The sequence below is a fragment of the Synechococcus sp. RS9907 genome (genome assembly GCF_014279615.1).
GTDB lineage: Bacteria > Cyanobacteriota > Cyanobacteriia > PCC-6307 > Cyanobiaceae > Parasynechococcus.
In genome coordinates this window covers 710,034-735,610 of sequence record NZ_CP047944.1, presented here as the reverse complement: position 1 = coordinate 735,610, position 25,577 = coordinate 710,034, and the positions used below count along the sequence as shown (strand labels likewise).

27 protein-coding genes are annotated in these 25,577 nt (G+C 50.4%); 5 read left to right on the top strand and 22 right to left on the bottom strand.

Annotation, left to right across the window (positions count from 1 at the left end; translation table 11 throughout):
* Positions 1-146: 146 nt before the first annotated feature.
* The 6 genes from SynRS9907_RS04055 to SynRS9907_RS04030 form a co-directional block, all read right to left on the bottom strand.
* Positions 147-344: an AlpA family transcriptional regulator gene (locus SynRS9907_RS04055; RefSeq protein ID WP_188021900.1), complete on the bottom strand. Its 198-nt coding sequence runs from the start codon at positions 342-344 to the stop codon at positions 147-149.
* Positions 344-1,855, bottom strand: coding sequence for a primase-helicase family protein (locus tag SynRS9907_RS04050; RefSeq protein ID WP_188021899.1), 1,512 nt, complete (start codon positions 1,853-1,855; stop codon positions 344-346). Before SynRS9907_RS04050 ends, SynRS9907_RS04055 begins: the two co-directional genes overlap by 1 nt.
* 935 nt (positions 1,856-2,790) lie before the next feature.
* Positions 2,791-3,159, bottom strand: coding sequence for a hypothetical protein (locus SynRS9907_RS04045; protein WP_188021898.1), 369 nt, complete (start codon positions 3,157-3,159; stop codon positions 2,791-2,793).
* A gap of 31 nt (positions 3,160-3,190) precedes the next feature.
* A complete protein-coding gene (locus SynRS9907_RS04040) occupies positions 3,191-3,367 on the bottom strand; it encodes a hypothetical protein (protein ID WP_188021897.1) in 177 nt (58 codons plus the stop codon).
* 268 nt (positions 3,368-3,635) lie between these two features.
* Positions 3,636-4,229: a hypothetical protein gene (locus SynRS9907_RS04035; protein ID WP_188021896.1), complete on the bottom strand. Its 594-nt coding sequence runs from the start codon at positions 4,227-4,229 to the stop codon at positions 3,636-3,638.
* Position 4,230: 1 nt separating this feature from the next.
* Positions 4,231-4,500, bottom strand: coding sequence for a hypothetical protein (locus SynRS9907_RS04030; protein WP_188021895.1), 270 nt, complete (start codon positions 4,498-4,500; stop codon positions 4,231-4,233).
* Positions 4,501-5,441: 941 nt separating this feature from the next.
* Between SynRS9907_RS04030 and SynRS9907_RS14160 the strand changes: the two genes are divergently transcribed.
* Positions 5,442-5,630: a helix-turn-helix domain-containing protein gene (locus SynRS9907_RS14160; protein WP_370586632.1), complete on the top strand. Its 189-nt coding sequence runs from the start codon at positions 5,442-5,444 to the stop codon at positions 5,628-5,630.
* An 18-nt stretch (positions 5,631-5,648) separates the two neighbouring features.
* On the opposite strand, the gene SynRS9907_RS13920 is transcribed toward SynRS9907_RS14160, so the two are convergent.
* The 6 genes from SynRS9907_RS13920 to SynRS9907_RS04000 all read right to left on the bottom strand — a co-directional run bounded on the left by SynRS9907_RS13920 (position 5,649) and on the right by SynRS9907_RS04000 (position 8,664).
* Positions 5,649-5,966 (bottom strand): hypothetical protein, encoded by a 318-nt coding sequence (locus SynRS9907_RS13920; RefSeq protein WP_223157673.1) that lies wholly within the window; start codon positions 5,964-5,966, stop codon positions 5,649-5,651.
* A complete protein-coding gene (locus tag SynRS9907_RS04020; protein ID WP_188021893.1) occupies positions 5,966-6,757 on the bottom strand; it encodes a hypothetical protein in 792 nt (263 codons plus the stop codon). The genes SynRS9907_RS13920 and SynRS9907_RS04020 overlap by 1 nt, the downstream gene beginning before the upstream one ends.
* A 704-nt stretch (positions 6,758-7,461) precedes the next feature.
* Positions 7,462-7,770, bottom strand: a complete 309-nt coding sequence (locus SynRS9907_RS04015; protein ID WP_188021892.1) for a hypothetical protein — start codon at positions 7,768-7,770, stop codon at positions 7,462-7,464.
* 258 nt (positions 7,771-8,028) lie between these two features.
* The gene (locus tag SynRS9907_RS04010) at positions 8,029-8,202 is read right to left on the bottom strand and encodes a hypothetical protein (protein ID WP_188021891.1); all 174 of its coding nucleotides are present in this window, start codon (positions 8,200-8,202) and stop codon (positions 8,029-8,031) included.
* Positions 8,203-8,241: 39 nt separating this feature from the next.
* Positions 8,242-8,388 carry a hypothetical protein gene (locus SynRS9907_RS04005; protein ID WP_188021890.1) on the bottom strand — a complete coding sequence of 49 codons (147 nt, stop codon included), beginning with the start codon at positions 8,386-8,388 and terminating at the stop codon, positions 8,242-8,244.
* A gap of 39 nt (positions 8,389-8,427) precedes the next feature.
* A complete protein-coding gene (locus SynRS9907_RS04000; protein WP_188021889.1) occupies positions 8,428-8,664 on the bottom strand; it encodes a hypothetical protein in 237 nt (78 codons plus the stop codon).
* A gap of 330 nt (positions 8,665-8,994) precedes the next feature.
* Here SynRS9907_RS04000 and SynRS9907_RS03995 point away from each other — a divergent pair, with 330 nt between their 5' ends.
* The 4 genes from SynRS9907_RS03995 (at position 8,995) to SynRS9907_RS03980 (ending at position 12,613) form a co-directional block, all read left to right on the top strand.
* A complete protein-coding gene (locus SynRS9907_RS03995; protein ID WP_188021888.1) occupies positions 8,995-9,897 on the top strand; it encodes a hypothetical protein in 903 nt (300 codons plus the stop codon).
* 352 nt (positions 9,898-10,249) lie between these two features.
* Entirely contained in the window at positions 10,250-10,882 is a 633-nt protein-coding gene (locus SynRS9907_RS03990) for a hypothetical protein (RefSeq protein ID WP_188021887.1), read from the top strand.
* Between the two features lie 767 nt (positions 10,883-11,649).
* Complete coding sequence (locus tag SynRS9907_RS03985; RefSeq protein WP_223157672.1) at positions 11,650-12,252, top strand: site-specific integrase; 603 nt, start codon at positions 11,650-11,652, stop codon at positions 12,250-12,252.
* 190 nt (positions 12,253-12,442) lie between these two features.
* Positions 12,443-12,613: a hypothetical protein gene (locus SynRS9907_RS03980; protein ID WP_255445982.1), complete on the top strand. Its 171-nt coding sequence runs from the start codon at positions 12,443-12,445 to the stop codon at positions 12,611-12,613.
* Positions 12,614-12,654: 41 nt separating this feature from the next.
* Here SynRS9907_RS03980 and SynRS9907_RS03975 read toward each other — a convergent pair whose 3' ends face one another.
* The 10 genes from SynRS9907_RS03975 to SynRS9907_RS03930 all read right to left on the bottom strand — a co-directional run bounded on the left by SynRS9907_RS03975 (position 12,655) and on the right by SynRS9907_RS03930 (position 25,448).
* Complete coding sequence (locus tag SynRS9907_RS03975; RefSeq protein WP_188021885.1) at positions 12,655-13,029, bottom strand: AbrB family transcriptional regulator; 375 nt, start codon at positions 13,027-13,029, stop codon at positions 12,655-12,657.
* 252 nt (positions 13,030-13,281) lie between these two features.
* Entirely contained in the window at positions 13,282-14,190 is a 909-nt protein-coding gene (locus SynRS9907_RS03970; RefSeq protein WP_255446023.1) for an endonuclease NucS domain-containing protein, read from the bottom strand.
* A 17-nt stretch (positions 14,191-14,207) separates the two neighbouring features.
* Positions 14,208-17,315, bottom strand: a complete 3,108-nt coding sequence (locus tag SynRS9907_RS03965; RefSeq protein WP_188021883.1) for a type I restriction endonuclease subunit R — start codon at positions 17,313-17,315, stop codon at positions 14,208-14,210.
* Positions 17,315-18,679, bottom strand: coding sequence for a restriction endonuclease subunit S (locus SynRS9907_RS03960; protein WP_188021882.1), 1,365 nt, complete (start codon positions 18,677-18,679; stop codon positions 17,315-17,317). Before SynRS9907_RS03960 ends, SynRS9907_RS03965 begins: the two co-directional genes overlap by 1 nt.
* Positions 18,669-20,546: a class I SAM-dependent DNA methyltransferase gene (locus tag SynRS9907_RS03955; protein WP_188021881.1), complete on the bottom strand. Its 1,878-nt coding sequence runs from the start codon at positions 20,544-20,546 to the stop codon at positions 18,669-18,671. The genes SynRS9907_RS03960 and SynRS9907_RS03955 overlap by 11 nt, the downstream gene beginning before the upstream one ends.
* Complete coding sequence (locus SynRS9907_RS03950) at positions 20,543-20,830, bottom strand: hypothetical protein (protein ID WP_188021880.1); 288 nt, start codon at positions 20,828-20,830, stop codon at positions 20,543-20,545. The genes SynRS9907_RS03955 and SynRS9907_RS03950 overlap by 4 nt, the downstream gene beginning before the upstream one ends.
* Before the next feature lie 6 nt (positions 20,831-20,836).
* Positions 20,837-23,374, bottom strand: coding sequence for an AAA domain-containing protein (locus SynRS9907_RS03945; protein ID WP_188021879.1), 2,538 nt, complete (start codon positions 23,372-23,374; stop codon positions 20,837-20,839).
* Positions 23,371-24,093, bottom strand: a complete 723-nt coding sequence (locus tag SynRS9907_RS03940) for a hypothetical protein (protein WP_188021878.1) — start codon at positions 24,091-24,093, stop codon at positions 23,371-23,373. Before SynRS9907_RS03940 ends, SynRS9907_RS03945 begins: the two co-directional genes overlap by 4 nt.
* Before the next feature lie 49 nt (positions 24,094-24,142).
* Positions 24,143-25,117 carry a hypothetical protein gene (locus SynRS9907_RS03935; protein WP_188021877.1) on the bottom strand — a complete coding sequence of 325 codons (975 nt, stop codon included), beginning with the start codon at positions 25,115-25,117 and terminating at the stop codon, positions 24,143-24,145.
* Between the two features lie 145 nt (positions 25,118-25,262).
* Entirely contained in the window at positions 25,263-25,448 is a 186-nt protein-coding gene (locus SynRS9907_RS03930) for a hypothetical protein (RefSeq protein WP_188021876.1), read from the bottom strand.
* Positions 25,449-25,577: the final 129 nt, after the last annotated feature.

Below are 25,577 nucleotides of genomic sequence, written 5' to 3'. Positions count from 1 at the left end.
CACGAACTCCTGCGAACAACCCATCTCACGACAGAAATCGGTCTGGAGCATTTCGAATCGTGCGCAATCAGAAAGGTTCCATAGGGCACAAAAAAAGGCAGAGCACCCGTGAGTGCCCTGCCTGCTGAGGTCTATTGGTGCTGGGGTCATCGGTTCGCCATACGGTCTTCCATCCACTTGATGACCTCCTGCTCGTTCCAGACGACTGACTTGCCACCCAGTTGGATCTGCTTAGGGAAGGTCCCGTCGTTCATGCGGTCATAGATGAAGGTCTTGCCCATGCCCGTCATCGCAAGCACCTCTGGGAGTCGGAGGAACCGGGGTGCGGAAACTTGCTTAGGCATCAGACCGTTGCCTCAAGTGAATCGAAGAGGAAGTCGGAGAAACGTCCACCAGTCACAACGGGTTCCGGTTCAGGTTGAGGTTCCTGGGGGGTGTCACCGGACTCCGCACCAGTCATGACTCCCTTCTGGGCATCAAGGAGGTACCAGTCCTTGTTCTCACCGTTAACCGTCTTCAACCAACGACCATTAGGTCGATCCGGGTTGACCCGGTATCCCAGTCCAGTGCAGACGTTCTTAAAGGTGCTGGTCTTCCACTTGGAGGAGTACTCAGAGAACCGTTCGAACTCCGGGTAATACCCGTAGAAGGCAATGACCTCGTCCTTGCTGACCTCTGATCCGTTGGAGACCACACCCTTAATGAACTTGGTCAGTTCGTCCAGGAGCATCTGATCGCCGTAGCAGACCTTGAGCAACTGACGTTCTGCCATGACGTTGTCCTCGAATTTGACCAGACCGTTCTTGAGGTATTGGTCCAGGCAGTAGACGCAGGTCGAATAGAAGGCAGACCACTCATTGGAATCCCAGACCTTCTTGTCGCAGAGACGACCACCGTGGAAGTCAGCAGGGGTTTTTCCGGTCAGATCTTCCTGCTCGCCGTAGTAGGTGCTGATCGGTGCAAACCAGATACGACGACGGTCTGACCGGTGGGTCGTGGAGATCGTGTAATTGGTCGTGATGACCAACTTGGGTGCCTTGTCCTCATCGATTACCAACTTGTCGACACCCTTGTCCTCAACGGTGAAACCGTCGGTGATCTGGTTGTAGAGGGTCTCCAGTTCGAAGTCCTTGGTCGTGTCGGACAGCACAACGATCTCTTTGTCAGGGGTGAAACCGGACATCAGGAATCTGTTCTCCCCTGTCTTCTCCTTCTTCATGTCCACGAAGTGCCAGGGTTTGATGTGCTGGAAGGACTTGGCGATGATCGACTTGCCATTGCCCCCTGCCTTCCACTCCGTGGTGCGGTCGTAGAAGACGATTGCCCGTCGGTTCTCAGGTGGATAGAAGTTGTGGAGCAGGTATCCGTAAGAGGTCACGAGGGTCTTGAGCATCCCGTGATTGACCACCCAACGACCTGACTGCTTCTCCTGCGCCAGGTTCTGCATAAAGTCCCACCAAATGCCGTGGGGTCCTTCCTCCAGGTTCTCCTCCTGAAAATCGGCAGGACGGATCTGCTTCTCCCAGACAAAGATTTCGGGAGGCAAGGAGAAGTAGGGAATCAGGGTCGGGGGACGGTGCTTGGTGACCACAACCACCCCGTTCTGAAAACAGACGTGTGCCTGCTCGTCCATGTCCTTCAGGGGACGTTGGGGGACTAGATCGACCTTGCCCTCATCGTCGGTGGATTCCACCAGGGGGAGAGCAGGCAAGAACTTGAGGGTCCAGGTCGTGAACAGATCACTTCGGTCATGAACCCGTTCGATCAGGTGCTCGGTATTGATGTCCCCTGCCATCCCCCCGATGACCTCAAGGGTGGTGAGGGTCCAGTCGAAGATCTTCTCTGAAACCTCCATGTCCTTGACGGACCCAAGGACCTTCACACGACGACCAAGTTTCTGAACAATCAGGTATGGACCTTCCTCCTGGTCTGGTTCGCGAAATTTGTAGAACCCAAAAGCAGGGAGGAACTCTTTGACGTATCGGAAAGCATTGTGCTTCGAAAGTCTTGCAATTCTCTTCTTGTCTTTCTTATCCGGATACCAGAAGAAAGATTTGCGAAAAGAACCATTCGGATCGATCACCGACATAGTGTTCGAACCGATAATTTCTTTTGCTGTAAACATAGAACCCTCTGTTAATCTGTTATTGTGTTATTTGTATAAATTGTGGTATAATACAATCATATTTACTAGGCAAATATGCAAGTGGTTATCGATAAGGAAAAAGAGAAGGAAGTGAGCAAGTCGAAGACTCAACTCACTCTCAAAAGAACTTCCCCTTCACCCGGTGTGTATGTGTATAAGTGGGTGTGAGCAACAAATTAACGGAATAACACTTAGAAACTAAATTCCGGAGTGCTTTCCAATTGGAGAGAAGAGACAAAACGATTGACGTCATCCTGAAGACGTTTTTGATACGGACCACCGGCACCAGGACCAGGGACAGTAAAAGAACGTTTTTGTCCTCCGTAGAAGGCAACCAAACGTTGATGCCCACCACGTCTCTTGGAGACACGGAAGGTTCCGTCGTCAGAAATTTGATCCAGGAACTTCACTACCTTGCGAGTGTATGTAAGTGCAGTACTCATCTTTTTAGTTTTCAGCAGTTGCAGAGGTCATCCATTGGGAGTTAGCGAGATGGTCTTGAATCTGATAAGACAAAAGAGCAAGAGTCTCTAGCGGCATATCAATGCAGAGGAAGTCCCCCTCGATATGTGATGCAAGAGATCGATTCAAAAAAAGAATGCGATCTTCACAGCACGTACACTTGGAAACATGAGTATTAGGCATTAGGAGTCAGATGGCAAAACAACAATCGTTTGAAGACGAAAAAAGTTGTCGGGGTAGTTCACCCCAGACGTGGGACCAAACCATGAGTAGTCCCAATACTCACTTGCGCACTGAGGAAACTTGTTCTGAAAGTCAAGAGGTTTTAGTCGCGCATTATGGAATAACCAACCTGTGTTTTTCTCGAACCACTTGAAGACGGCATCTGCGTAATAGTCCACTCCTTCACTACCAGAGAGATCATCAATTTCGATAACCTCTCCAATCCACTCTTCCGCTAACTGCGTTTGTTTTCTCTTGTCCTCTTGGATAGGGTTTTTGTTTTGATGTGAACGGGTATCAAAAGAAATGTCTTCGATCTTCAGTTTCATAATGCTTTAAATCAGTTAGGAAAAGGTTTAATTAGACAGGTTCTCCATCTCTCTCATAGGTCCAGTCAGCATCTTCATCTTCGATCTCAGGTTCGATCTGCTGACGTTCTGCCTCTGCAACGATCGAATCAAGGTCATCAAGGATTTGATCAGAGTCAAACCAATACTTGTAGAGCATGGGTTTGCAGTAGTAATAGGAATAGGTCATGTCGTATTTGGATACAAGGAATTAAAGGGACTTTTACCAGCAGTTTCCTGGTCCCCTGCAGGGTTTAATGACGGTCTGAGGTCGTCAGGCAATCAGTCTTGGTCGTCACCTTGCTCAGACCATCCATCTGCCCTCATTTCATCTTCAATATCGCAATGACAGTATTCACAGATAGTTCTTTCTTCTTCTCCCTTATTCCAAACAAAAATAGAGATATTTTCGCGCAGGACTTGCCCGCACTCGTTGTCGCATAATGCTTCGTACTGATTCAAACTGAATAAGAAGAAGGGAACAAGAAAGCAAACTGTCCTTTGACGGGAATACCTACACGACGACAGAGACGTGCTGATCTTTCACAACAAACAACTGACGGAGCAACGAAATCGATTCGATCACGCACTTCATTCACAAGGGTCTGGAGTGAATCGAGGTCATCCATGACCATTGCCTGCCATTGCTTATAGACAACACTTCCGTATTTACGAGTGATATCTTCTTCGATTACATCTGGATGGAAACGGTAGCAGTTACCTACGCAGACAAGAATAGTGATATCCCATAATTTAAGATGTGTATCCCAAAGGACTGCGATACTCCACAGTCCTTTTTCAGCAAGAACCCGTACCTTTAGATGCATATGCGACGGGTTGACCCAATCATCATGCGGGTCAATATCAACAGACAAGTCTGTGTATTTTGGGTTTAGAAGATCCGATAAAGAGTAAGAGTACCTTCGTGACGAGTAATCCTTGTACCAATCTTCTTGCTGACCATAAGGATCAAATCTTGTTTGATTTTGCTTTAGAAAGTTTTTAATGTATTGATCAGAAGTTTCCGTTGTTTTGCCAAATCCAACTGCCATATCAGTTCTGAATTGCGATTGAGGTATTAGGAATTTGCTGAACACTCATGAAGACCTTTCCGACAACAAAGTCGACCAGATAGTCTTTGATGTGCTTGTAGTAGTGATCTGAATAAACAAGGTCTTCGATTTCGATATCAGAGAGTCGACCTTCTGCTTGCAAGTGCTCCGGGAAACGATCCAGAACACGTCCAATACAGTCTTCGAATTCGTGCGGTATTTCATCGCGCACGAAAACCATCGCAAGATTGCGCAGTTCTTTTTGAGTCATTTTTTAAAAGATGAGTAAGAGTGTTCTTTGCCCTTTGGAGTCCTTCCAGAACTGAATCTTCCAGACCCTTCCTAGAAACCACTTATGCCAGTACATGGTCCTCAAGTGATTCTTCGGACTTCTCCTCTACCCAAAGCAAGTCGTCTTCAGGCAAAGGCAGGTAGAGACCTTCTTCCAGTTCCTGGAAGATCTGTGCGTACAGGTTCATGAATAAGTAGCGAGTGAATATGACTGATCTGCTCAGGAGCAAATCGGTTGCTTCTTCTCTCGCGTATAGACAGAGGGCATACCTGCAAGCAGTTCCCCAGAGGTAATGCCCTCCTTCTGAACACTTGCCGGTGCCTTCCAAGTAGCAAGGGACTTATCAACCCACACACGGGCACGACCGGTGCGACGACGGTTGGAACGTTTGGGTGCTCCGGACGGTGCTGCCCCGGACCAGGTGCGTTGAGTCTTCCCTTTGAGGTGCTCAGCAGTGGTGGTGGCACCTGAACGAACCAGGGGGTTCACATGGAATGCCTGGTATCTCTTGAGAAAACGACCCTCTTCTCTGCTGAGGGTGGAATATCCAAATTTGTCTGCTTGCTCTTTGAGTTGGTTGTAGATCTCAGTGGCAGTGAGCAACGTTGATGCTGCGAAGGACAGATGACCCGTTGACCGAGGGGTCGTCTTGATCGAGGAAGTGCTCCTCTTTCGCGGGGGCAGAGGGTTTAGAGGCAGTTGCCGATTGCCTGGATGGAGAGGAGGTGTGGTGCCAACCCTTGCCCCCTCTCTGTTGAACTAAGTATAGGACGACATCTCCGCGCAGAGACGCAGTGGAGGACACCTTCTGAATCGTCCCTTCTTTACGACGGTCTCCGCACGGAGACGCAATATGGGTGTGTGCTGGAAGAGATGCCTTGAGGGGCACCACCAGCACTCCAAATCAGATTTCAAAACCAATGACTTTCCCTTGCATTGCCGTCTGGGCACTGGTCCTGCTGCTGCTGCCCCTCCATCTCCTGCTCTGGATCACTGAGAGCAAAAGCACCCGCATCCAGAGGATGAGGAAGAGAGGAGCAACGTGGAAGGAGATAGGTGCCCGTTATGGGTGCTCACCATCCACAGCAAGGAGGTGGTGCATGACCTGAGCACCTCTGGACTGACGGTCAGGTGTCGAGGTCTGGAAACTCCAGTTCGGCAGTCGGCAGGACCTGCTGGAGTGCCGTCTGGACATATCGAAAGGCAGCAAGGCAACCACTGTTGAAACCGTGGTTCCAGTCATCCGACAAGGCACTGACCTCTGAGGGGTATGCCTCCTGAACCCTTGCCCGGGCATTCAGAGCACCTTCACGGATGTGATCTGGGACCTTCTCCCAATAGGCAGTGTCTTCCTTTGGATGAGATCGGGCATACCAGACCAGATCGCAGTACTTCCGTTCCTTTTCAGAGAACCGGTCTGCGTGTTCCCTCCTGTAGATCCTCATCACCCGACCTCCACTGGTGGGGTGGTGGTCAAAAAAGAGACCTGCTTCAGGACCTGTTCAATCAGTTCATCCTCCTTGGCATCCAGGTGGTCGTATACGACCTCACCCATCTCATCGCACCAGAGGTCGAACAACTCATCCACGGCATCTTCGTCCTCAGGATTTTCTGCCTCCTCCCAAAGACCAGGGTGGTTCTCCTTTGCCCAGGACTCCTTCAACTTGCTGATCTCGGTGCAGTAGTCCAGAACCACTCCGTCCTTAGCGACGGTGACTCCGCAGAAGTCATCCCCTTCCTCGTCGTAGGAGTTGGTGAGGACGGCACCAGGGAACTGCTTGGAGAGGACCTCCATGCACTTCTCATTCAGAGGTGACCATGCCGTCTGAAAAGAAACAGAGAAGGAGTCAGACGGTTCCTCAAATTCGTTGAAACAGTTGTAGATGTCCCACTTAGTGCCCCAGTTATCGATCCTCCAGTCGTACCAACGTTGATCGGTAGTTCCATCAGGGAAGACCGGAGACTCTGCGAACACAGTCTTTGGAGTGAGGGCAGGCAAATCCCCGAACGGAAAGACAAATCCTCTCTTCTGGTAACCCCGTGAACTCATGTAGGAGGGACCTGGCAAATGTCCCTTTTTATTTGGGGTGTTCTGCCAATCGGGTTCTGGGAAGAAGGTCTTCAGAAAGTCCTGTTGATAACCCTCGCCACGAACTTGGAATGAATCAGCAAGTTGTTGCCATTGGTCAGCAGTGACCTTAGAAACAGTGAAATTATTAGAGCAGTCGTTAGGCATTTTTAGTATTCGGGAAATTCAGAAATCTTGTATTCAGAAAGGGCATGGAGCATCGTCCATACCCTTTCACCAGAAGCACACTGCTCATTGCAGAAATACTCCACCATATCTTCAGTTATCTCAAGCAGATCTTCTGCCTGATCAATGTATTCGCTAAGAGAGAATTCCAATGTTAATCCGTTAATCTGTTATTACCTGATAATTCTGATGTGAGGACCCGAAACAAGATCCATTAGTTCATCAGGGTCGAGATCATTGCCATCAGCAAAGTCTCTAACAATTTCACAGACATCGCTATGAATTGAGTCATATACTCGGTCTAAAGCACATTGGACTGACTGCTCCAGTTCATCAAGCAGTTCCTTCGTGAGTACTGTTGTTATAGAAAAATAGGCAAGAAAATATCTCAGTACTTCATGAGAAGCAGGGTTTAACGACGGTCTGAGTTGATCGTCGGCAGGTCTATGCGTTCGCCAAACGAATTAGATAATCAACCCACAGTTCATTTAGCACCTGATCTGGTTCAAGATAAGTTTTGGGAAAGTAATCCCATACAGAGCACCCATTTTTTACGGCATGCTCAAAGCAGTCCTCAATATCGTCTGACACAAAGAGACGGAAGAGATCAATGCCCTTTTGCAAGATCTCTGGATCTCCATCCGAAGTGTCACCAGTCATAAAGAGTGTGAGTAGTTCTTCCATTTCTATGATTTGTATTCAAAGCAATTGGTGACTATTTCCCAAGTCGTTCCATACATTTCCTGTGCCGCATCAACGTCCTCGACCAGAAGAGTGGCGAACTCCTTGGGGGTCATCCCATGCAGGTCAAGAATCCAACCCTCCTCAACAAACTCCCAGAAGGCATCCGTAGATGCCCTCTGAAATAGACGGGTCAGATGGTTGATCGCAGGTGACCCCTCACCACCGTGATCAAGCAGGTCCCAAGAATTGTCGAAGCAAATGCCACCCTGCCAAATGCGAGTGAGTGCCGGGAACGACTTGGAAAAGGTCATGGGTCAGTAAATGGGTGACCGTTCGGAACGGCATGTAGGGAGTGGCGAGTGCCCTCAACCACGAGCACTGCAATGTTTGGAGGTTCCACCGATGGCACCTGCTCCCTGAGCAAGTCCTCATATCCATCGGGGAGTCGTGGACGGAAGACAGAAAGGAACCTCTCCATCTCCTGAAGGGGGACAAAGAACTTGTCCCCGTTAATTCGTGGGAAATAAACCCAGAGACCCCTCTCAGTCGAAGGCATAGGAGTGCCCCCCTCAGTCGAGGTCTGCATAGTTCCCGTCTGCATCCCAGACACCCTTGAACCTGGTGCCCTTCGAGGGGTTGTAGTTGTTCGAGTACTCGATGCGGGCATAACCACGATCACCCCCCTGGTCGTAGTTGCGGGAGTAGTTGCGTCGGTAGTTGCCGGAACGGTTGTAGGTGCTCATGGAGTGTTTAAGGAGTGGTGTGGGAGGTGTGTACTGAATTCAGAACTGAGGTGCTTTCGAATAGATCGACAACTCGGTCAGTTGCTCCATGACCTCGGCGAAACCAATCAAGTCAGAGAGGCACATCTCGGTCTGAGGAGTGGTGTTCTCTTCGGAAGGAACGTCTTGGTTCAGAAAGATCGGCATTGAGTTCATGGGTTCAGAGGGCAGGGGTTGGTGCTGTCCTCAGAGGTCGGAGAGGCAGTCATTCAGTTCTTCGTGGTCCAGTGCTGGATCGGTGAAGGAGATGCCGTCTGGTGTCTCCGTCTTGCCGAAGGTGTGGACCAGAACTTCCGCAAGGTCCTGGTAAGTCCCACCTCCACTGGTAATGCGACGGGCAAGGACGTTGAGGGACTCTTCATTCCCGATCCACAGAGCAACGTTCCAGGTCTGGTGATTTGCCCAACCGTTGAAGGTGCTCATGGTGATCAGGAGGAGAGGGAGTGCGGAGAGGTCGTCCCTCCCCCTTGCTTGCTACTACCATAAACGACTCTCTCCGCACGGAGACGCAGTCTGTGCCACTTCTCCCAACCGTCCACTATCTACGACACTCTCTGCACGGAGAGAGTCATAGAAAAGCAGTTTTCCCCGTATTTCTGTGTGCTTAAGGCAAGGGAACACCCCTTGGCACAAGCAGAAATCGACAAAATTCGCCCTTTACAACCCTCGATACACAGAAACGACAACCAATCTCGGAGAAATCATTGAATCTCCGCAGAGAACGTCGTAGGGTTTGAGTACAGAGATGACCAGATGAGTAGCAAGACCACCACTGCCTTCCTGAAAGAACTGAAGGACGGAGACCTCAAGGGAACGGTGAACCAGGTGCTCGCTACCTGTGCCGTGATCGCACGTGCCAAGGACGTCCTATCCGATGAGGACTTCAGGGACCTGCGTGATCAGTCCCCATATACGGAGAAGGTCTGGTCGAAACTGCTGCAGGTCGGAATGGACAACCGACTGGAAGGGGTGAAGGAGCATCTGCCCCCCAGTTACACCACCCTCCACAAGATCCACTGCCTCACGGACGAGGAACTCAAGAAGGGAGTGCAGGACGGGCACATCCACCCCAAGGTCTCTCAAGGATCACTGGACCGATGGTTGAAATTCGAACGGTTCCAGAAGGACGAGGAAGCACCACCTGAAGACTTCTCATCACTGGTAACGATCCTTGGTCCCTCAGGCATCGAAGAGGACACCCTGAGTCGGTTCAAGGGAGACCTGGAAAAACTGGTGGGGATCTATGGGTTCAGAACTCAATACGAGGGAGGACAGACGATGGTTGCCCTCCGTCAGCAGAGATCGCAGGACAACGCAGGAGTGCTGGCACAGACCCTGAACAAGGAACTCAAGAGCACCTGGGAGGCAGCAACAGAAGAACTGAAAACCCAGTTCTCCCTCACCTCACTGGACGACCTGATTCAGGCACCCATGACCACCTTCACGGGGTTCCTCAATAGGCACCGGAAAGGCAGGGACGAGTTCTGGACATTCCATGCCCACGACTACATCCACAAGATTGCCCTGGAGTATCTGAAGGCATCGTCCCGTGCCCAACGATTCAACTACCGACGTCGACTCAAAGAAGTAGCAGAGACCCACGAGCACTTGGCATCCAAGGTTCAGGAGACTCTGGATGGAGTCATGAATTACTAGAAATATGCATTTGCATTGTTAATCTGTTATTCCGTTATTCATCAAACAAGAGTTGCAATTTTCGCTTTAATAATGTATAATTAAGAGATCTCAGTTAATCGCCAGGTTGGTATTCAGAAGCAAATACTCTCGTTAGTATTCAGAACTCAATACCCAGGTCGTGATTCAAAAAACTGAGACACTTTTATCGTTGACACCTGGCAGCAGGTGAGCATGGAAAACTCTTTTTTATAAACCCGATATCCTTTCATCCAATCTTCTGCCAGGTGAGATTGGATTTTTTGTACACATATTCCTAACCATATGAATACCAATGAGAAATCAATTAAAGTCCCATGTTGGGCAACACGTCTTGTGTCGTGGATGGATTACTGACTGGGAAGAACTAGAGGATGGTATTACACGCATCTACATCAATAATCCACTCATAAAAATACCAAACAAAGATGTTAGGTTCGACAACCTCGAGGTCCTTTCCAAAGAGGATCACATCAATCTTTTCATCAAGGATGAGCACATAGGCAGGCACACCCTTGCGATGTACAAACCTGTCGAATTTGCAGGCAGTGTTTATCACTACACTCGAAGCAATGGAACACACGACTACGGGATTCAGACAGAACCATTCTCCTTCTTTGACAAAAAACTAAACCGTTTTATCGAGACCTCAAATCGAATTACATCTGAGTTCTCTATCTCCATAGAGTCTCTTACGTGGACAGAAAAGATCGCCCCAATAATTCTTGAAAACATGCTGGAAGATCTTGAGGCATCGGGAGACCTCCTGCCAACCTTTGACGGGACTTACTCTGATTTCAAAGGATTGATAGAGAAAACAAAAACAACAACTGCCGAGAATGCACGTCAGATCAGGTGTATAGCAAGTAGTCGCAAACTCAGACGTGAGTATGGTGTGAAGTCAAATTTCTGCTTAGAACCAATAGATCTAGATTCCATTCGTCCAAGACTGGAGGCATTTTTCTAAGTTCTGGCAACTCGAAGTTGCCCTTCTGAACCGTTAAATAGAACTACGGGGCAAGGGGCAACAAAATAACAGATTAACAACAAGAAACCAGAAATGAGAACTAAGTCTGGGACTAGATTGGATAGACCCAAATGCAATTACCTCACAAGCACAGATCGATTAGAGGATGAACTCAGAGGTGTGCTGGTTGCCATGAGATGGAAACACCTCACCAATCGCACCAAAGCAAAAGTGCTCCTGAATATCCAAAAGGACTTCGGGTGAAATACCTGATACTTCTCAGGCAATCTCAGGGCACCACCCAATCTCCACTTCCCGTCTAACGGTCCAATGACGGCACTTCTTCGTCAGGTGCTCTCCATGGGGGATCAGACGTTCCCTGAGAGCACAGGTCAGCAGGGTGTGGCAGTGGTTGTCAGTCGTGTAACTGAAGTGCTGGCAGGTCATACAGACCCTGCTGGTGCGGGTCTGCCTAAGCACTCCGTGGTCCACGTAGTCCCATTCATCCATCAACCGAACAGCAAGTACACCTGTACTAGTTCAGCAGCAGATTTTTGGCAACCACGCAGCAACACAACCCCTACGACGGCAGACCAGGAGACGTAGTAGAACTGTCTCATTTCTCGTCTCAATTCCACCCGTAAATCCAAACCCACTGCAAACACTGGATTCCTTGGTTGGTCTTCTGTAAAAACACCAACCAACCACAAAAAGACGACCCTCTCCGCACGGAGACGCTATATGATTTGGGCATCCGCAAGGAACCCATGACCCTCTTTCACAAGGTCAACCGTTCAGGGAAGGCAAAAGTCCTTTCGAAGAACGAACGAGACCTGATCCACTCCCAACTGCCTGAGAAATACCGACTGATATCCGAAGTCCTCTATTGGTCAGCAGGACGAATCAGTGAGGTCTTGAGCATTCGTGTTCGAAACCTGGTTCCAAGCACCGGAATGGTGGTGCTTGAGAGCAGGACGACCAAAACCAAGAAGACAAGGGAGGTTTTTCTGCCAAAACCCCTTATGCAGCAACTGGTTTTAAGGGCATCAGGTCTTCGCCTCAAACAAAACGACTTCCTTTTCTTCAACCAGTCCCCAACACAGACGAACGGGAGATTCACCCAACCCTTGAGCAGTCAGTCCTTCGACAAGGAACTGCGTCGTGTCTGCGACTGGAACGGTCTGTCTGGCATCTCAACGCACTCCTTCCGTCGCACCCAACTAACGGAGTTGTACCGGGAGGGGTGGTCCCTCAGAGAGATCCAGCACATCTCTGGTCACCGTTCTCTTCAGTCCCTGCAGGAATACCTGGACATCGACAAAGAGAAGGTGGTCGACAAATTCCGGCAGCGGATGGAGGTTGGATCGTGACCTCCTGGTCCCAAGAACGTCGTCTGGAACTGATATACGACAAGACACTCAACGACATTCACCGACGAATGAAGAAAGTCTCCAAGGGGGACAGGAAGGCACTTAGAAGAGAGTTCCAGGGTTGCTTCAGCAATGACTGGAATGACCTGGACGTCCTGTGGTTGCAGCACTTTCAGCAATGGGGGGACAAATGAAGTTCGTCATCCAATGGCGTGACCAGTTCGGCAATTACCGCAACTACCAGACTCAGCACGGCAGAACCTCTCCCTACAGAACCGCTGAAACCAAGGCACAACAGACAGGCAAGGTCTTTCGAATCGTTGATGGGGACGGGAATTTGGTGGATCTCTTCTATCCCTAACTACCCGTCAAAGGGGGGCATATGCCCCCCTTTTTTTGTGCTCAATCCTCTTCTTCAGACCCACCAACGGGGATGAGGCGGATTGCCTTTTTGCCGAGTTTGATCTCGAACTCATCGCCAGGTTCCAGGTCGAGCATGGCGGTGTATGCCTTGCCCACGAGGAGGTTGCCGTTGCCTTGCACCTTTGTCGCGTAGGACAACTTGCGACCGCCTTTGCCTACGCCAGCACCAGCACCAGCACCAGCACCAAGGTCGATGCCTTTGGCGTTCAGGAGTGCCTCATAGAAGGCAGTGAAGTTGACCCGGTCAGACCCGTCTTTCTTCTTGGATACGTATCCGCAGGCAGTTGCCATTTCGGTCTTGGATACGTCCCCCAGTTCCTTCACCTTCGCAAGAATGTCAGCACCAGTAAGCATTAATCAAAGAGAGAAACGTACCGATCGGTTTTACCGTTTATCCAAGCAGTAGCAAGGCGTTATTTCGTTATTTCGTTAGTCGACTCTGCCTGTTCTGACCTCTGCTTTCTTCTATATGGAACGCTGTCGCTGCTGTTGTAGTTGGAGCAGCAGACGATGTGTGAATCCTTGACCACGAAGTTGCCAAGGTCATCGTCGAGATAGAACTTGGTCAGGAACTCAAATCCGGGATTGTCAGGGATGGGTTACCCGTCATGACGATGGAATCAGCGAGAACTTGACCTCGTAGCGATAGAAGTCGATGCCCTGAGCGACCTGAAGTGCTCTTCTTATCCGCTTGTCATCGTCCGAGGCGATGATCACGCCTCGCACCCTCTGGTGGTCTTCAGCAACGTCTTCTTTGACGTAACCCATATATCGCTGGATCTGTCCGACCACCGCATCGCTGGCACGTCCCCTCTTCAGTTCGACGACAAGCAACTCCTGCTTGTCCTTGCTGATGGCGAGTAGATCGATAGGACCGGTATCCGTCGGGAACTGCTGCCCACTCGATTCCTCCGTTTCATAGAGGTCATGGGTTCTGCCAAGAGGGGTGCTGGACCAGTTAGCGACCAAGAAGTCCTCAAGGTGCTTCTCCAAAGCAAAGACAGTGGCGTCTTCGACGGTCGGATCCTGACTAACGAGTGCCTGGGTCTTCGCCTCACCCTTGATCAGTTGCTCTAACTCCTCCCTGTATTTGGAGATGTTGCTGACGGTTCCAATCGACCCTGCGGAGTGGCGCAGCGAATCGCTCATGTCGGATCGATCAACGAGTTCCTCATGCCAGGAAACAGACCGCTGATGCGGTTGGTCACTACCAGCGACGAAGCGGTATTGACCCGTCACTTCGCCAACGAAATAACGCCCCTGCCCGTTTGGGGACAACACGATGTCGCCCACCTGTATCCCCTTTGAGATCGTCCAGAGAGCACCACAACTCAGACCCGCTGCGATCTTGCTCTTACTGGGATTCACCTCCAGAAAGATTGGGATGAACTCCTGGTTGAACTCACGCCAATTTTCTGGGAGGGAGTCCTTCAGGTCCTGCGTGATGTCGAACCCCGCGCCAATAAACCCCTGCTGTCGACAGACATCTGCATACTTGCTTCCTCTGCCCAGCATCACTCGGTAGTAGTTCCTCATCCCGCCTCCGCCAGGTCCTCGCCCAGGGTCTCTGCCTGCTGGAGCACCAAATCAATGGCAGTGACCTGTTGATCTGGCGGGTATTTGTATCGCTTGAGCAGCGTCTTGATCTTGAGGCGGAGTTTCGCTCTGACGTTCTCCTTGAACTGCCAGTCGATGGTGGCGTCACGTCTGAGCATCTCCGCCAGTTCCCGTGCCATGGTCGCCAGCACGTCTTCCTTCATCAATTCCTGTGCTGACGGGTTGTCTGCCAAGGCGTCATAGAAGGACTGCTCGGCATCAGTCAGACCGAGAGCAACACCACGCTCAAGTTCCTCTCGGAACTTTTTCGCCATCTCGATCAACTCAGCGATCACCTGTGCCGCCTCGACAGCACGGTTGGAGTATTTGTTCAGCGATGCCGTCAGCAGTTCACTGAACCGCTTCTGCTTGACGACGTTGGTCTTGAACTTGGTCTTCAGTTCGTCCTTGATCAGACGCTGGAGCAGTTCCACCGCCAGGTTCTTCTGGGGGATCTTGGCGACCTCTGCCAGGAACTGGTCCGACATGATGCTGATGTCGGGGTTCTTCAGACCAGCAACCTTGAAGACATCCATGACGCCCTCTGCCACCAGCGACTCAGACAGCAGTTGCTGGAGTTCGTAGTTCACATCGATTGGGTCCCCTGACCCGCTGCCATCACCCTTGATCAGGGGTGCTCTCACTGCCTGAAGGAACGCCACCTCTTCGGTGACCGCCATCGCCTCTTCAGTGGTGCCACAGAGGGCGAATGCCTTGGTGACCTTCAGAACGGTGTCACAGAACCGCTGCTTGCCATCGGCAATGCCAAGGATGTGATCCAGGCAGTTGGAGATCAGTTCAAGTGCTTTGCCCTTCTCCCTGAACCCGCTCCAATCGACGGGGTGAAGGATGTCCTTGGCGATCTGGAGTTGCTCCTTGAGGATCCGAACCGCCTCGCTGGTGTCGAGGGTGGGTTTGCCTTTGCCCTTCGCTGCTGTGTAGGTCGCCAATGCCTCCTTCAGTTGAGGAGCGATGCCGATGTAATCGACGATCAGACCACCTGGTTTGTCCTTGAAAACCCTGTTCACACGGGCGATTGCCTGAGCAAGGTTCGCCCCTTTCATCGGTTTATCGACATACATGGTCGCCATACATGGGGCATCGAAACCTGTTAACCACATGTCTCGGACGATCACGATCTTCAAGGGATCGGCAGGATCCTTAAACCGCTTCTCCAAGTCCTTCTTCTGCTGCTTGCTGGTGTGGTGAGGTTGAAGGTGCTGCTCGTCTGATGCCGATGCCGTCATCACGACCTTGAGGGCACCTTTGCTCGTATCGGTGTCGTGCCAATCAGGTCGTAGAGCAACGATGGCGTCATAAAGGCGGGCACAGATATCCCGACTCATTGCCACAACCATTGCCTTGCCTGGTTGGGTCTTGGATCTCTGCTCGTAATGAGAGACCAGATCTGCTGCTACTTGCTTCAGGCGAGGTTCAGCACCCACCAGTGCCTCCAGTGCTGCCCACCGACTCTTCGCTCGCTCAGCAGCAGGGATGTCGTCTTCATCGCTGAAGAGTTCATCCACTTGGTCGTCGACGCCAGAGAGGACGCTCTCCTTCAACCCCAACTTCGCTAGTCGGGACTCGTAGTAGATCGGCACCGTGGCGCCGTCTTCCACTGCCTGCTGGATGTCGTAGACGGAGACGTAATGCCCAAAGACCGCCTGGGTGTCACGGTCGTCTTGGGAGATGGGTGTTCCTGTGAAGGCAAGGAAGGTTGCCTCGGGGAGGGCATCCCTGAGTGCCTTTGCCAGTCCGTATTTGATCTCGCCCGTTTTGGTGTCGAGGCGTCCTTTGAACCCGTATTGGGTCCTGTGTGCCTCATCACAGATCACCACGACGTTGTTGCGGTCGCTCAGGGTGGGGAACTTGTCTTCCCCCTCTTCAGTGCCGAACTTCTGGATCGTGGTGAAGATGATTCCGCCGCTGGGTCGATTGGCGAGCAGGTCCCGTAGTTCTTGCCTGCTGTCTGCTTGCTGAGGGTTCTCGCCAAGAAGATCCCCTGCTCCAGCGAAGACCCCAAATAACTGCCCATCAAGGTCTTGGCGGTCGGTGACCATCACCAGCGTTGGGTTCTGGAGGCGTGGGTCGGTGAGCAACTTGCCCGCCAGACATGCCATCTCAATGCTCTTGCCAGCACCTTGGGTGTGCCAGACCACGCCACCCTTTCGGTCGCCGCCTGGTTTGCTTGCTTCTGCCACCCGCTCCACTGCTGCTCTTACGGCATGGAACTGGTGATAAGCAGCGATCTTCTTGATGATCTTGCCGTCGTCCTCAAACAGGCAGAAGGAGCGGATGAAATCGAGCAGTCGCTTCTGATCGAACAGACCACGGATCAACGTCTCCAGTTCACGGAACTTGCCAAGTGGGTCCAAGTCCTGCTCGGCATCGATCACCCGCCACTGCTGGAAGCGTTCCTTAGAAGCGGATAGCGATCCCACACGGGCATAGGTGCCATCACTGATCACCATCAGCACGTTGGAGGTGAACAGGTCGGGGATGTTGTCCTTGTAGGTCTGAAGTTGGTTGAACGCTGCCCAGATATCTGCCTTCTCGTCGGCAGGGTTCTTCAGTTCCAGAACTGCTATCGGGAGACCATTCAGGTAGACGACAACATCAGGACGGCGGTTGTGCTTCGGACCTTGGATCGCCAACTGGTTCACCACCAACCAGTCGTTGGATTTGGGGTCGTCAAACCCGATCACCTTGAGGCGGATACCGACTTCTTGGTTCCCATCCAAGTAGGTGATGGGCAGACCCGTCGTCATCCAGCGATGGAACTGACGATTGGAGGGCAGCAGACCAGGGGTATTGGGATTCGCCAGTTGAAGCACTGCTGACTCAATCGTTGCCGCTGGCACCCCTGGGTTGAGTTTCGTCAGTGCTGATCGAAGACGACCCGTGAGCACCACTTGGCGGAAGTCATCACGCTCAGGTGTCTCTCCATCAGGAGTAAGCAGTGGTCCATGGATAAAGGTGTATCCGATCTCCTGGAACCACTCCAGGGACATCTGCTCCAGATCGTCTTCTGAGATGAATGCCATCAGACACCTGCCTCCTCAAGCATCTTCTCGGCATCGGGGACCCTTAGTTCGCCAGAGATGAGGCGGGGCAGGAGGGCATCACGTAACTGCTCAAGAAGAAGATTCTGTTTTCCAAGATGAAACTGCCTTGCCGTGAGTGCCTCCGTCACCTCGGCGAAGACCTTGAGAACCGACTGGGCAGGTTTCACGAACACAGAAGATCTGACCTCCTGCTGATTCAGACCAGGTTGTGCCCCCTTTGAAGATCCCATGTGAATGATTTGCTCACGGACCAAATCAGACCCAAAAAGTTGATACAAAAATGATTGACCAAGTTCTACGCTTCTGAGCAGGAAGACGTGCTCATTGACCATAAACCTTCGGAACGGAAAATCACTTCCGTAAATAGCAACTCGAGGTTTGAACTCTCCTGGTTTTCCTCCATCTTTGTAAAGCGCCACGTCTAACTCACGAACCCAACCCTTCGTGACAGAAGAAGCAAACTCGTCGGAAACATACTTGGTCTTTCCAAAGTCAAACAACCCAGCAGCATCAACGCTTTCAGCGCCAACAGATGGCACTCCAGAAGCAAGTCCTTTATTTATTCCTCCCTTGGGGCGCTTGCCCGACTCAATCTCCAAAGAGCAATCGCCTGCTTCAGCGAGACTCCATCCACTCGGAATCTCACCCAGTTCCGACTCCTCAAATGAATCTGGGAACAACTTGCTGATTTCATCAGGCAGTCCAGTCGATCGCCCTTCTGCCTTTGCTCTTACAGGGTCAAAGTCTACAAACCAGGACTTGAATAGTGCCTTCGCTATACCTTCAAGGGTTTCGTTCGTCTTTCGATTGAGTTCGATCTTGTCGTCGAGAGTCCCGAGGACATGAGCGATTGCCTTCTGGTGTGCCAGCGGAGGGAGAGAGACATCGATATCCGCCAAAGCATCTTGAGATAGATTGAATATGGTTGTCCCATTGGCGATTCGCTGAAAGAGTTCTCGATATTCTGGAGATCGAAGAACGTAGTTCAGGTATTCGGGTATAGCGGTGTCGGCATCGCTAACTCTATACCTAATGATAAAACCACTGAAGATCAGATCCTTGGGTGGTCTTCTGACAATGGCAACCTGTCCAGACCCCTCTCTTTTAACTGAGGATCGAGCAAAGAGAATATCGTTGTCCTTTAGAAATAGGGATTCAGGTTTAGCAATGGAGGAGCAAATGACCTGATCAAGATCCTGGAAGCAGGCAAATCTGCCCCTGAACAACTGCTTGACATTCACTACTCCATACCCATCGCCGAAGTCCTTCTTGGAGAAGTTTGCTCCATTTCTGAAATCGCCAATCTGACCAAGTTTCACTTCTACATTTTGATCAGGATTCAAAACCAACCCTCCTCAGATTCTCGGCAATCTGTTGGTCTAACTTCGCCCCTTCTTCTTGCTGCTGCTTGAGCAGAGTAGTGAGGCGCTTCATCTTCTGGTCAAAAGGTTCGTCGTCTTCTTCCTGATCTGCTGCCCCCACATAACGACCAGGGGTGAGGACAAAACTGTTCTTCTCGATCTCGTCGAACTTGGCGGAGTAGCAGAACCCAGAGACATCCTCGTAAGGGGTCTCGACCTCACCATCACCACGCCAGGCATGAACGGTGTCAGCAACCTTGGCGATGTCTTCATCGGTGAGCACTCGCTCCACCCGACTGACCATTGAACCCATTTGGCGGGCATCGATGAACAAGGTCTCCCCTCTCCTATCCCGACCACGCTGGGTTTTGTCGTTGGTCAAAAACCAAACACAGACAGGTATGGGGGTATTGAGGAACAACTGCCCAGGCAGCGCCACCATCACCTCCACGGCATCACCACGAACCATCGCCTCACGGATCTGCCCTTCACCGCTGGTGTTGGCACTCATCGATCCATTGGCGAGCACTACACCTGCTTCACCACCAGGGCGAAGTTTCCAGAGCATGTGCTGTAACCAGGCGTAGTTGGCATTCCCAGCAGGAGGACGACCAAAGGTCCAGCGGGGGTCGCTGTCGTATTTCTCCCCACCCCAGTCCGAAATGTTGAAGGGTGGGTTGGCAAGGATGTAGTCGAACTTCTGGTCGGGGTGCTGATCACGAGCAAAGGTGTCAGCAGGTTCCTGTCCGAGGTCAGCAGCAAACCCACGGATCGCCAGGTTCATCGCTGCCAACCGCCAGGTGGTGGGGTTGCTCTCTTGCCCATAAATGGAGATGTCGTCACGACGTCCGCCGTGACTTTCAACGAACCGCTCGCTCTGGACGAACATGCCGCCCGATCCACAGCAGGGGTCGTAAACCCGACCCTTATGAGGTGCCAGCACGGCAACCAGGGTCTTCACCACATGGGCAGGCGTATAGAACTGACCGCCCTTCTTGCCCTCAGCACTGGCGAACTGACCAAGGAAATACTCGTAGACCTCGCCCAGAACATCTCCTGACTTCTTGCCTTCGCCAAATCCGATGGTGGATATGAGATCAACCAGTTCACCCATCCGCCCTGGTTCCAGTTGGGCGGCACCGAACCGCTTGTCCAACTTCCCCCGAAGCGTGGGGTTCTCGTTTTCGATGGCAACCAGTGCCCTGTCGATCAGTTGCCCGATGTCGGGTTGCTTTGCCTGGTTCCTCAGCGATTCCCAGCGAGCATCAGCAGGCACCCAGAACACGTTCTCCTGGGTGTAGTAGTCCCGATCTTCCAGCGCCTCCTGGTGGTCGGCAGGGTCATCGCCCAGGTAGTAGTCGGACTCTGGGTTGCTCACCGTCGCCAGCACCTTCTGCTGCTGCTCAACGAAGGTGTCGGAGATGTATTTGAGGAAGATCAGTCCCAGGACCAGATGCTTGTATTCGGCAGCATCCATCTGGGCACGGAGTTTGTCCGCTGATGCCCAAAGCACTGCCTTGAAGTCCTTGGCGGGAGACTCTTTCTTCGCCCTGCCACTGCCGCTGGTTGGAGCGGTAGGCGGTTCGTAGCGACTGCCCCCCTCGATGCCTTCACCCAGAGCAATGGATCCACCACGTCCACGTCCCTTCTTGATGGTGCCGAGCAGCAATGCCTTGTCCCTGATCTGGTCGTATTCCTCTTCCCCGACCTCTCGCTCCGCCACTTTGCTCAGTGCTTGACGTGCTGACAGGTTCCCGAGGGTGCTTCCGTCGGGCGGCAGGACCTCAAGAAGGAGATCTCCCAGTTCGTTGGCGTCCTGGAGGGGTGTGGTTGGCGCTGAGTCGGTCATTTTTCGGGATTTGCTGGTTGGTCGCTTGCAAGACTTGTAAATTTGTTCTCCATCCTTCCTTTCACTCTGTTTCTGACTGACTGTTTCCAGGTGGCATCGTCAATCAGGTTTGCCGCTTGGAACAGTTCTGGGTCAACATTCTTGGATAACCACTCATAGACAGCATCTCTTGCAAGAGCACTTACTCTGACTGCTCGTTCTTGAGCGCATTGCTCAAGCAACTGATACTTAGCGTTGTCTAAAAGGACTTGCAGATATTGTTTGTTCCCATGCTGTCTTGCCATGAGTCGTTACCCAAAGAAGTCACGAATAAATTCACGCAAATCATTTGCTGCGGCGGCATCACTCTCAATCCAACCGTCCTGGAACCAGTTCCAGTAGGGCAAGTACTTGATTGACCAGTCCGCTCTTTTTAGAGCATTCGCCCGCTCTAGATGTTCATCTGTATAACTACTGCCATCATCAAAGTAATGGTGTTTTCCATCAACCTCAATCCCTACCGCTTTTTTAGTGGTTTTGTCATACACAACAAAGTCCAGTCTGAATCCGCAGGTATAAACCTGGTTGTAGAGCGATAATTGAGTGGGGTACTCTCTTGCGATGAGATCCTCAAGTACACCTGCTACAACCAATTCAAAATTAGATTCGCATTCAGACTTCTTGTATGTCCAACCAATAGGAAGATAACCTTTGTCCATCTCTTTGATATCACTCTTACCTTGCCCCATCTTTGTAAGCATCTGCTGCATTAGAAGCATGTTTGACGGAAGTTTGCCATGAATAAAGTACTTAAAGTACTTTGCCCTGCTTGTCGCGACATTAAATCGACGTCGGTCTTCCATAAATGCTTTTGATCTCTTTTGCTCTTCGTCAATCGCAGGAGTGAATATCATTACATCCCTTTCATTGCCCTGGAATTCTTCTGGAGTTCCGATCATCAGTGATATCCGTTCCTGCTGCTCGTCGGTCAACCGACGCAGGACTTCCTCTTTCATAAAGTTCACTTGCTCTCTTATAAAGCAGACGACACCTACAGAAATCGGTTTGCCATACAATTGGGGTATTTCAAAAACCTCTCTAGTGAGATCTGTCGGCAAGACCTTCGCAAATGACTGAATCACTTCAAACGCCTTATCAACTTCCCCTTTGTTAATCTGTGAGTTCTCCTCTCTCTTAGTTGATACCTCTATATCCATAAATGCATTGAGTGCTTTCTTATCAGGAACTGCAGTCATGATCCGTAGTCCCGAGTCAGGACTCTCATCTTTATAAAACTGCTCGCTCGTGAATTCAGCGAGCATGGGCAACGATCTGAAGTGTTCGTTAAGAAGTACTGGCGCAGCAGTAACAGGATTCAGATCATTTCTTATTAGATCAAGGATAGATGATTCAGAAACCAGAAGATCCCTGTCTTGTGCTGACTTAAAATCCAGGGGGTATCCAGGAAGACCAGCGAATTGTTTTTGCCAAGTCAACTTCTCAAAAACCTTACTTATGAATATCACGCCACCTGCTTTGATCCCAAGTTGATTGTGGTCACCAACAATGCAGAATCTTTTTGCCCTAAATAGGATGGGGAAGATCTCTGCGAGATTGACTTGTGATGCTTCGTCCAGTATCAGTAGATCAATTGACTCTTCTTTGAAGGGCAAATAAGGATGCAAAGACTTGATTTCTCCCATCACAATCGGAAAGATTTTAAAAAGAAGGTCAAAATTAATCTTGGCGTTTGCGGACCTTGCTCTTCTGGCATTCTTCCACCTAAGTCTTCTGTGAAACGCATCTAAAGCATCTCTATACTCCTTGCCTTGCAGAAGTTTGTTGATTCGTACAGAGTGATGCGATGCCAGGTACTCTGCTAAAACTGAATCCTTTGGGTCTCTCGGGTATAACTCTGAATTCCTTCTGTCAAATGTCTTGCGTGTGACCTCAAGAGGTTGCCCCTTAATTACTCGTTGTATTGCCTGGGCATCTGCAAGGTTGGAAGAGTAAGTTAATGTCCTAACAAGAATTTCTTCTTGGTACTTTTTGTAGTACTCAATTTCAAAATCAAGTGCTCGTAGTACAGCACTTGAGAGAATCTTCAATCGCGCTCCATTCTCAAGTGTAGTCGTTCCGCCAGACTTTCTTGACTCTTCCCGAATACTTCGGCACTCATTGAGTAGCAACTTTGCCTTTTCTTTAGTCTCGTTCCCTCGCAGCAGATTAATCTTTTTTACCGAAATCTCGGGCAGACCAAAGTCCTCTTTAAGTACTTGGCGAGAATCTTGTGCTACTTGATTCGTATCATAATAATGACGCAATTCTGATTCATACTCCTGAATTCTCTTTGCGTAGTCAAGTCGCTCCGCAACGAGATTATCCACATGGTCAGACAGACGTCTGAGTTCACTCTCTTCACTTGTTGTCTGATAATCCGTTGCCTTGCTTAGTAAGCGGTCAATAATTCCTCGGGTGTTCTGTTTTCGTTGTTGATCATCCGAGATATACAGACACGCAGCGTCCCCCAGTACCTCTGTTACCTTCTCGTAAACAATGTCAACCGCTGGAGTCTTTTGTGACGCAACAAGAACCTTCAGACCTAGTTCACCTGCCGCTATCGCAAGCGCAGAAATCGTAAATGACTTACCTGTACCAGGAGGTCCTTGGATGTAGGAAATATCATTTCTTAGTGCTCGATAGATTGCCGTCCGCTGGGATTTAGACAGTGAGTATGGAAGTCTCGCGAGGATATTGAAGATTTGCTCCTCAGTAACTGGTGTGTGTTCTGACTCAAACTTCTTGCCGCTGAATACAGACTCTAGTAATCGCTCCAGTGTTGTCGTCATGACCCCACCTCCCTCGCAAGATCGTCCAGTGCTCTATATGTGCTGAGTCCAGGAGGAACAGGAGCAAAAAATATCCAGTCTCCAGGGCAGAAAAAGAATTTTCTAACCTTTTGAACATCCCTCGCTTCAATCGCTGCTTCTACACAGTGCAAGGGAGTCTCAACTCGTTCGCAAGTGGTTTCTGTGATTTCCTTGAAACCACTTAAATACTTCTCCGATAGCGGAAGCACACTGCCAAGATCCTTGGTGCTAACACTTTCTAATATATCCTCAATCTCTTGAACGATCTGACCTCCCGTCTGACTTGCTTCGGGGTCAAACGCAGCATATGCTTCTTCTTCTTCATCGGCATTTCTCCCGATAAGAGCAGTTGCAATGTCATAGTTCACTACCCACTCTGTAACTTCCGCCTCCCCACTGTCCTCAAAGACAACCTGACCGTAGATCGTCGGGGCAGCAATTAATCGCAGATTGCTTTTACTACCAACGCGCTTTGTGTAGGTGCCAGCAAGGATCCCTACACCACAGAAAATTCCGTTGCCTATCTTTTCCTGATCTAATTCTCTTCGATATCCCTCAGTTCCACTACTCATAACCTGATTCAAGTGCAAATCAGTTATGCGTTGGAACTTCTTTTGCGATTTCCTGCGTGATGTTGTTATTAGGACCTGTGAATAGTCGCCCGCTGCGCCAGAACCAAACACAACCTTCTTGCTCATATCTCTCAGATAGAGAAGATATCGCTCGCTTAGTGTTCTAGACATTTCTTCAAAGTGTCACGGTACTCTTGAGTGTTTCCTGTAATTCCTTGATTGATTTACTCGTATGACTGATTTCTAGAGTTAGTTTTGCAATCAAATCTGAGGAAGTTTTTGCTGATTCTGCTTGTGCTGTCTCTACACGCTTCACTTCTTCTGCAATCTGTTTCAGTGATTCTGAGGTCTTTGTTGCGAGATCAGCAATCGCCTGCAATGATACTTCCTTGCTGGCGACTTGTGTTGCCTCAACCCTGGCAACTTGTTCTGTCACTGACTTGAGTATTTCTGCTGTCTTATTGCTCAGTTCATCAATTGCATTGGCACTTGTATCACTAAACTTAGTTGATAAATCTGTGTTCTTGAGTGTTAGTTCAGAAATTGCCTGGGTAGATGCCTCCTTGCTGGCGACTTGTGCTGCCTCAACCTTTTTGATTTCTTCACTCACTGCCAGCAATGACTCGGCATTCTTTGTGCCTAGTTCGCTGACTGCAAGAGTTGATGCCTCCTTGCTGGCGACTTGTGCTGCCTCAACCCTGGCGACCTGATCGGCAACTTTATTGATCGCATCCGCTGTCTTCTTGCCTAGTTCTCCAATCGCTGTAGTACTTGCTGTGGAGACCTTTGTTGAAAGATCCGTAACCAATTCTGCCACTGATGTGGCATGTAACTGAAGTCCTTCAGTTACGCCTCCAAGTGCTTTTGCGCTCACTGCCGAACTATCCGTAAGGGCGGTTGAGAGTCCAATAAAGGTTGCTGCTGACTTTTCTGAATCTTTAGATAGTGCTTCTAATCTGTCAGCGATATTTGTGAAGTCCTGCTTCTGTGCCTCAATAGTCTTGACGACTGACGCATTTCCATCTTTAAGTGCTGTTTCAATGTCTACGGATCTTTTCCGTAATTTGTCTTTTTCTAAGAAGACAATAATTGTCAGAAGTGCAGTGATTACAGGGTTTGCAACCGCCATCGCAGCAAGCAGACCGTTCATCCTTGAGGAGTGCTGTTGTTACACAGTATGGTCCACTTGTATAGATCTGGCACCTTTTCTTCGCAGACCTTTGTCTGCACTTGGTGTCTGCGTACCCTCTGTATGAACCTTACGGGATCTGAGTGGCAACCCTTAAGGCGGTTTGTTAACCAATGCCCCCATGCTCCGTTGCCCCCATCTCTCTGTAACTTCTCTGAGGAGACCTCTTCAACTGCTGTCGTGCTGTCTGGTTGCCCATCTTGCTGCCATCGCCAGGGAGCACCTCCAGCAGCAGATCCCCCAAGTCCTCATCGCCTGCTTCGGGGGTGGTGAAGGTCGCTGAGTCGGTCACTGGGACTAGTCGCTTCCTCCCATTGTCGCCTCTGCGTCTGGGGTTTGCCCTCCCTCAGTTGAGGGAGAGAAACCATTCAATGCGAATGCGCGTTGTCCTTGACCGTTCGGAAATCCTTGTGGTGCCTCC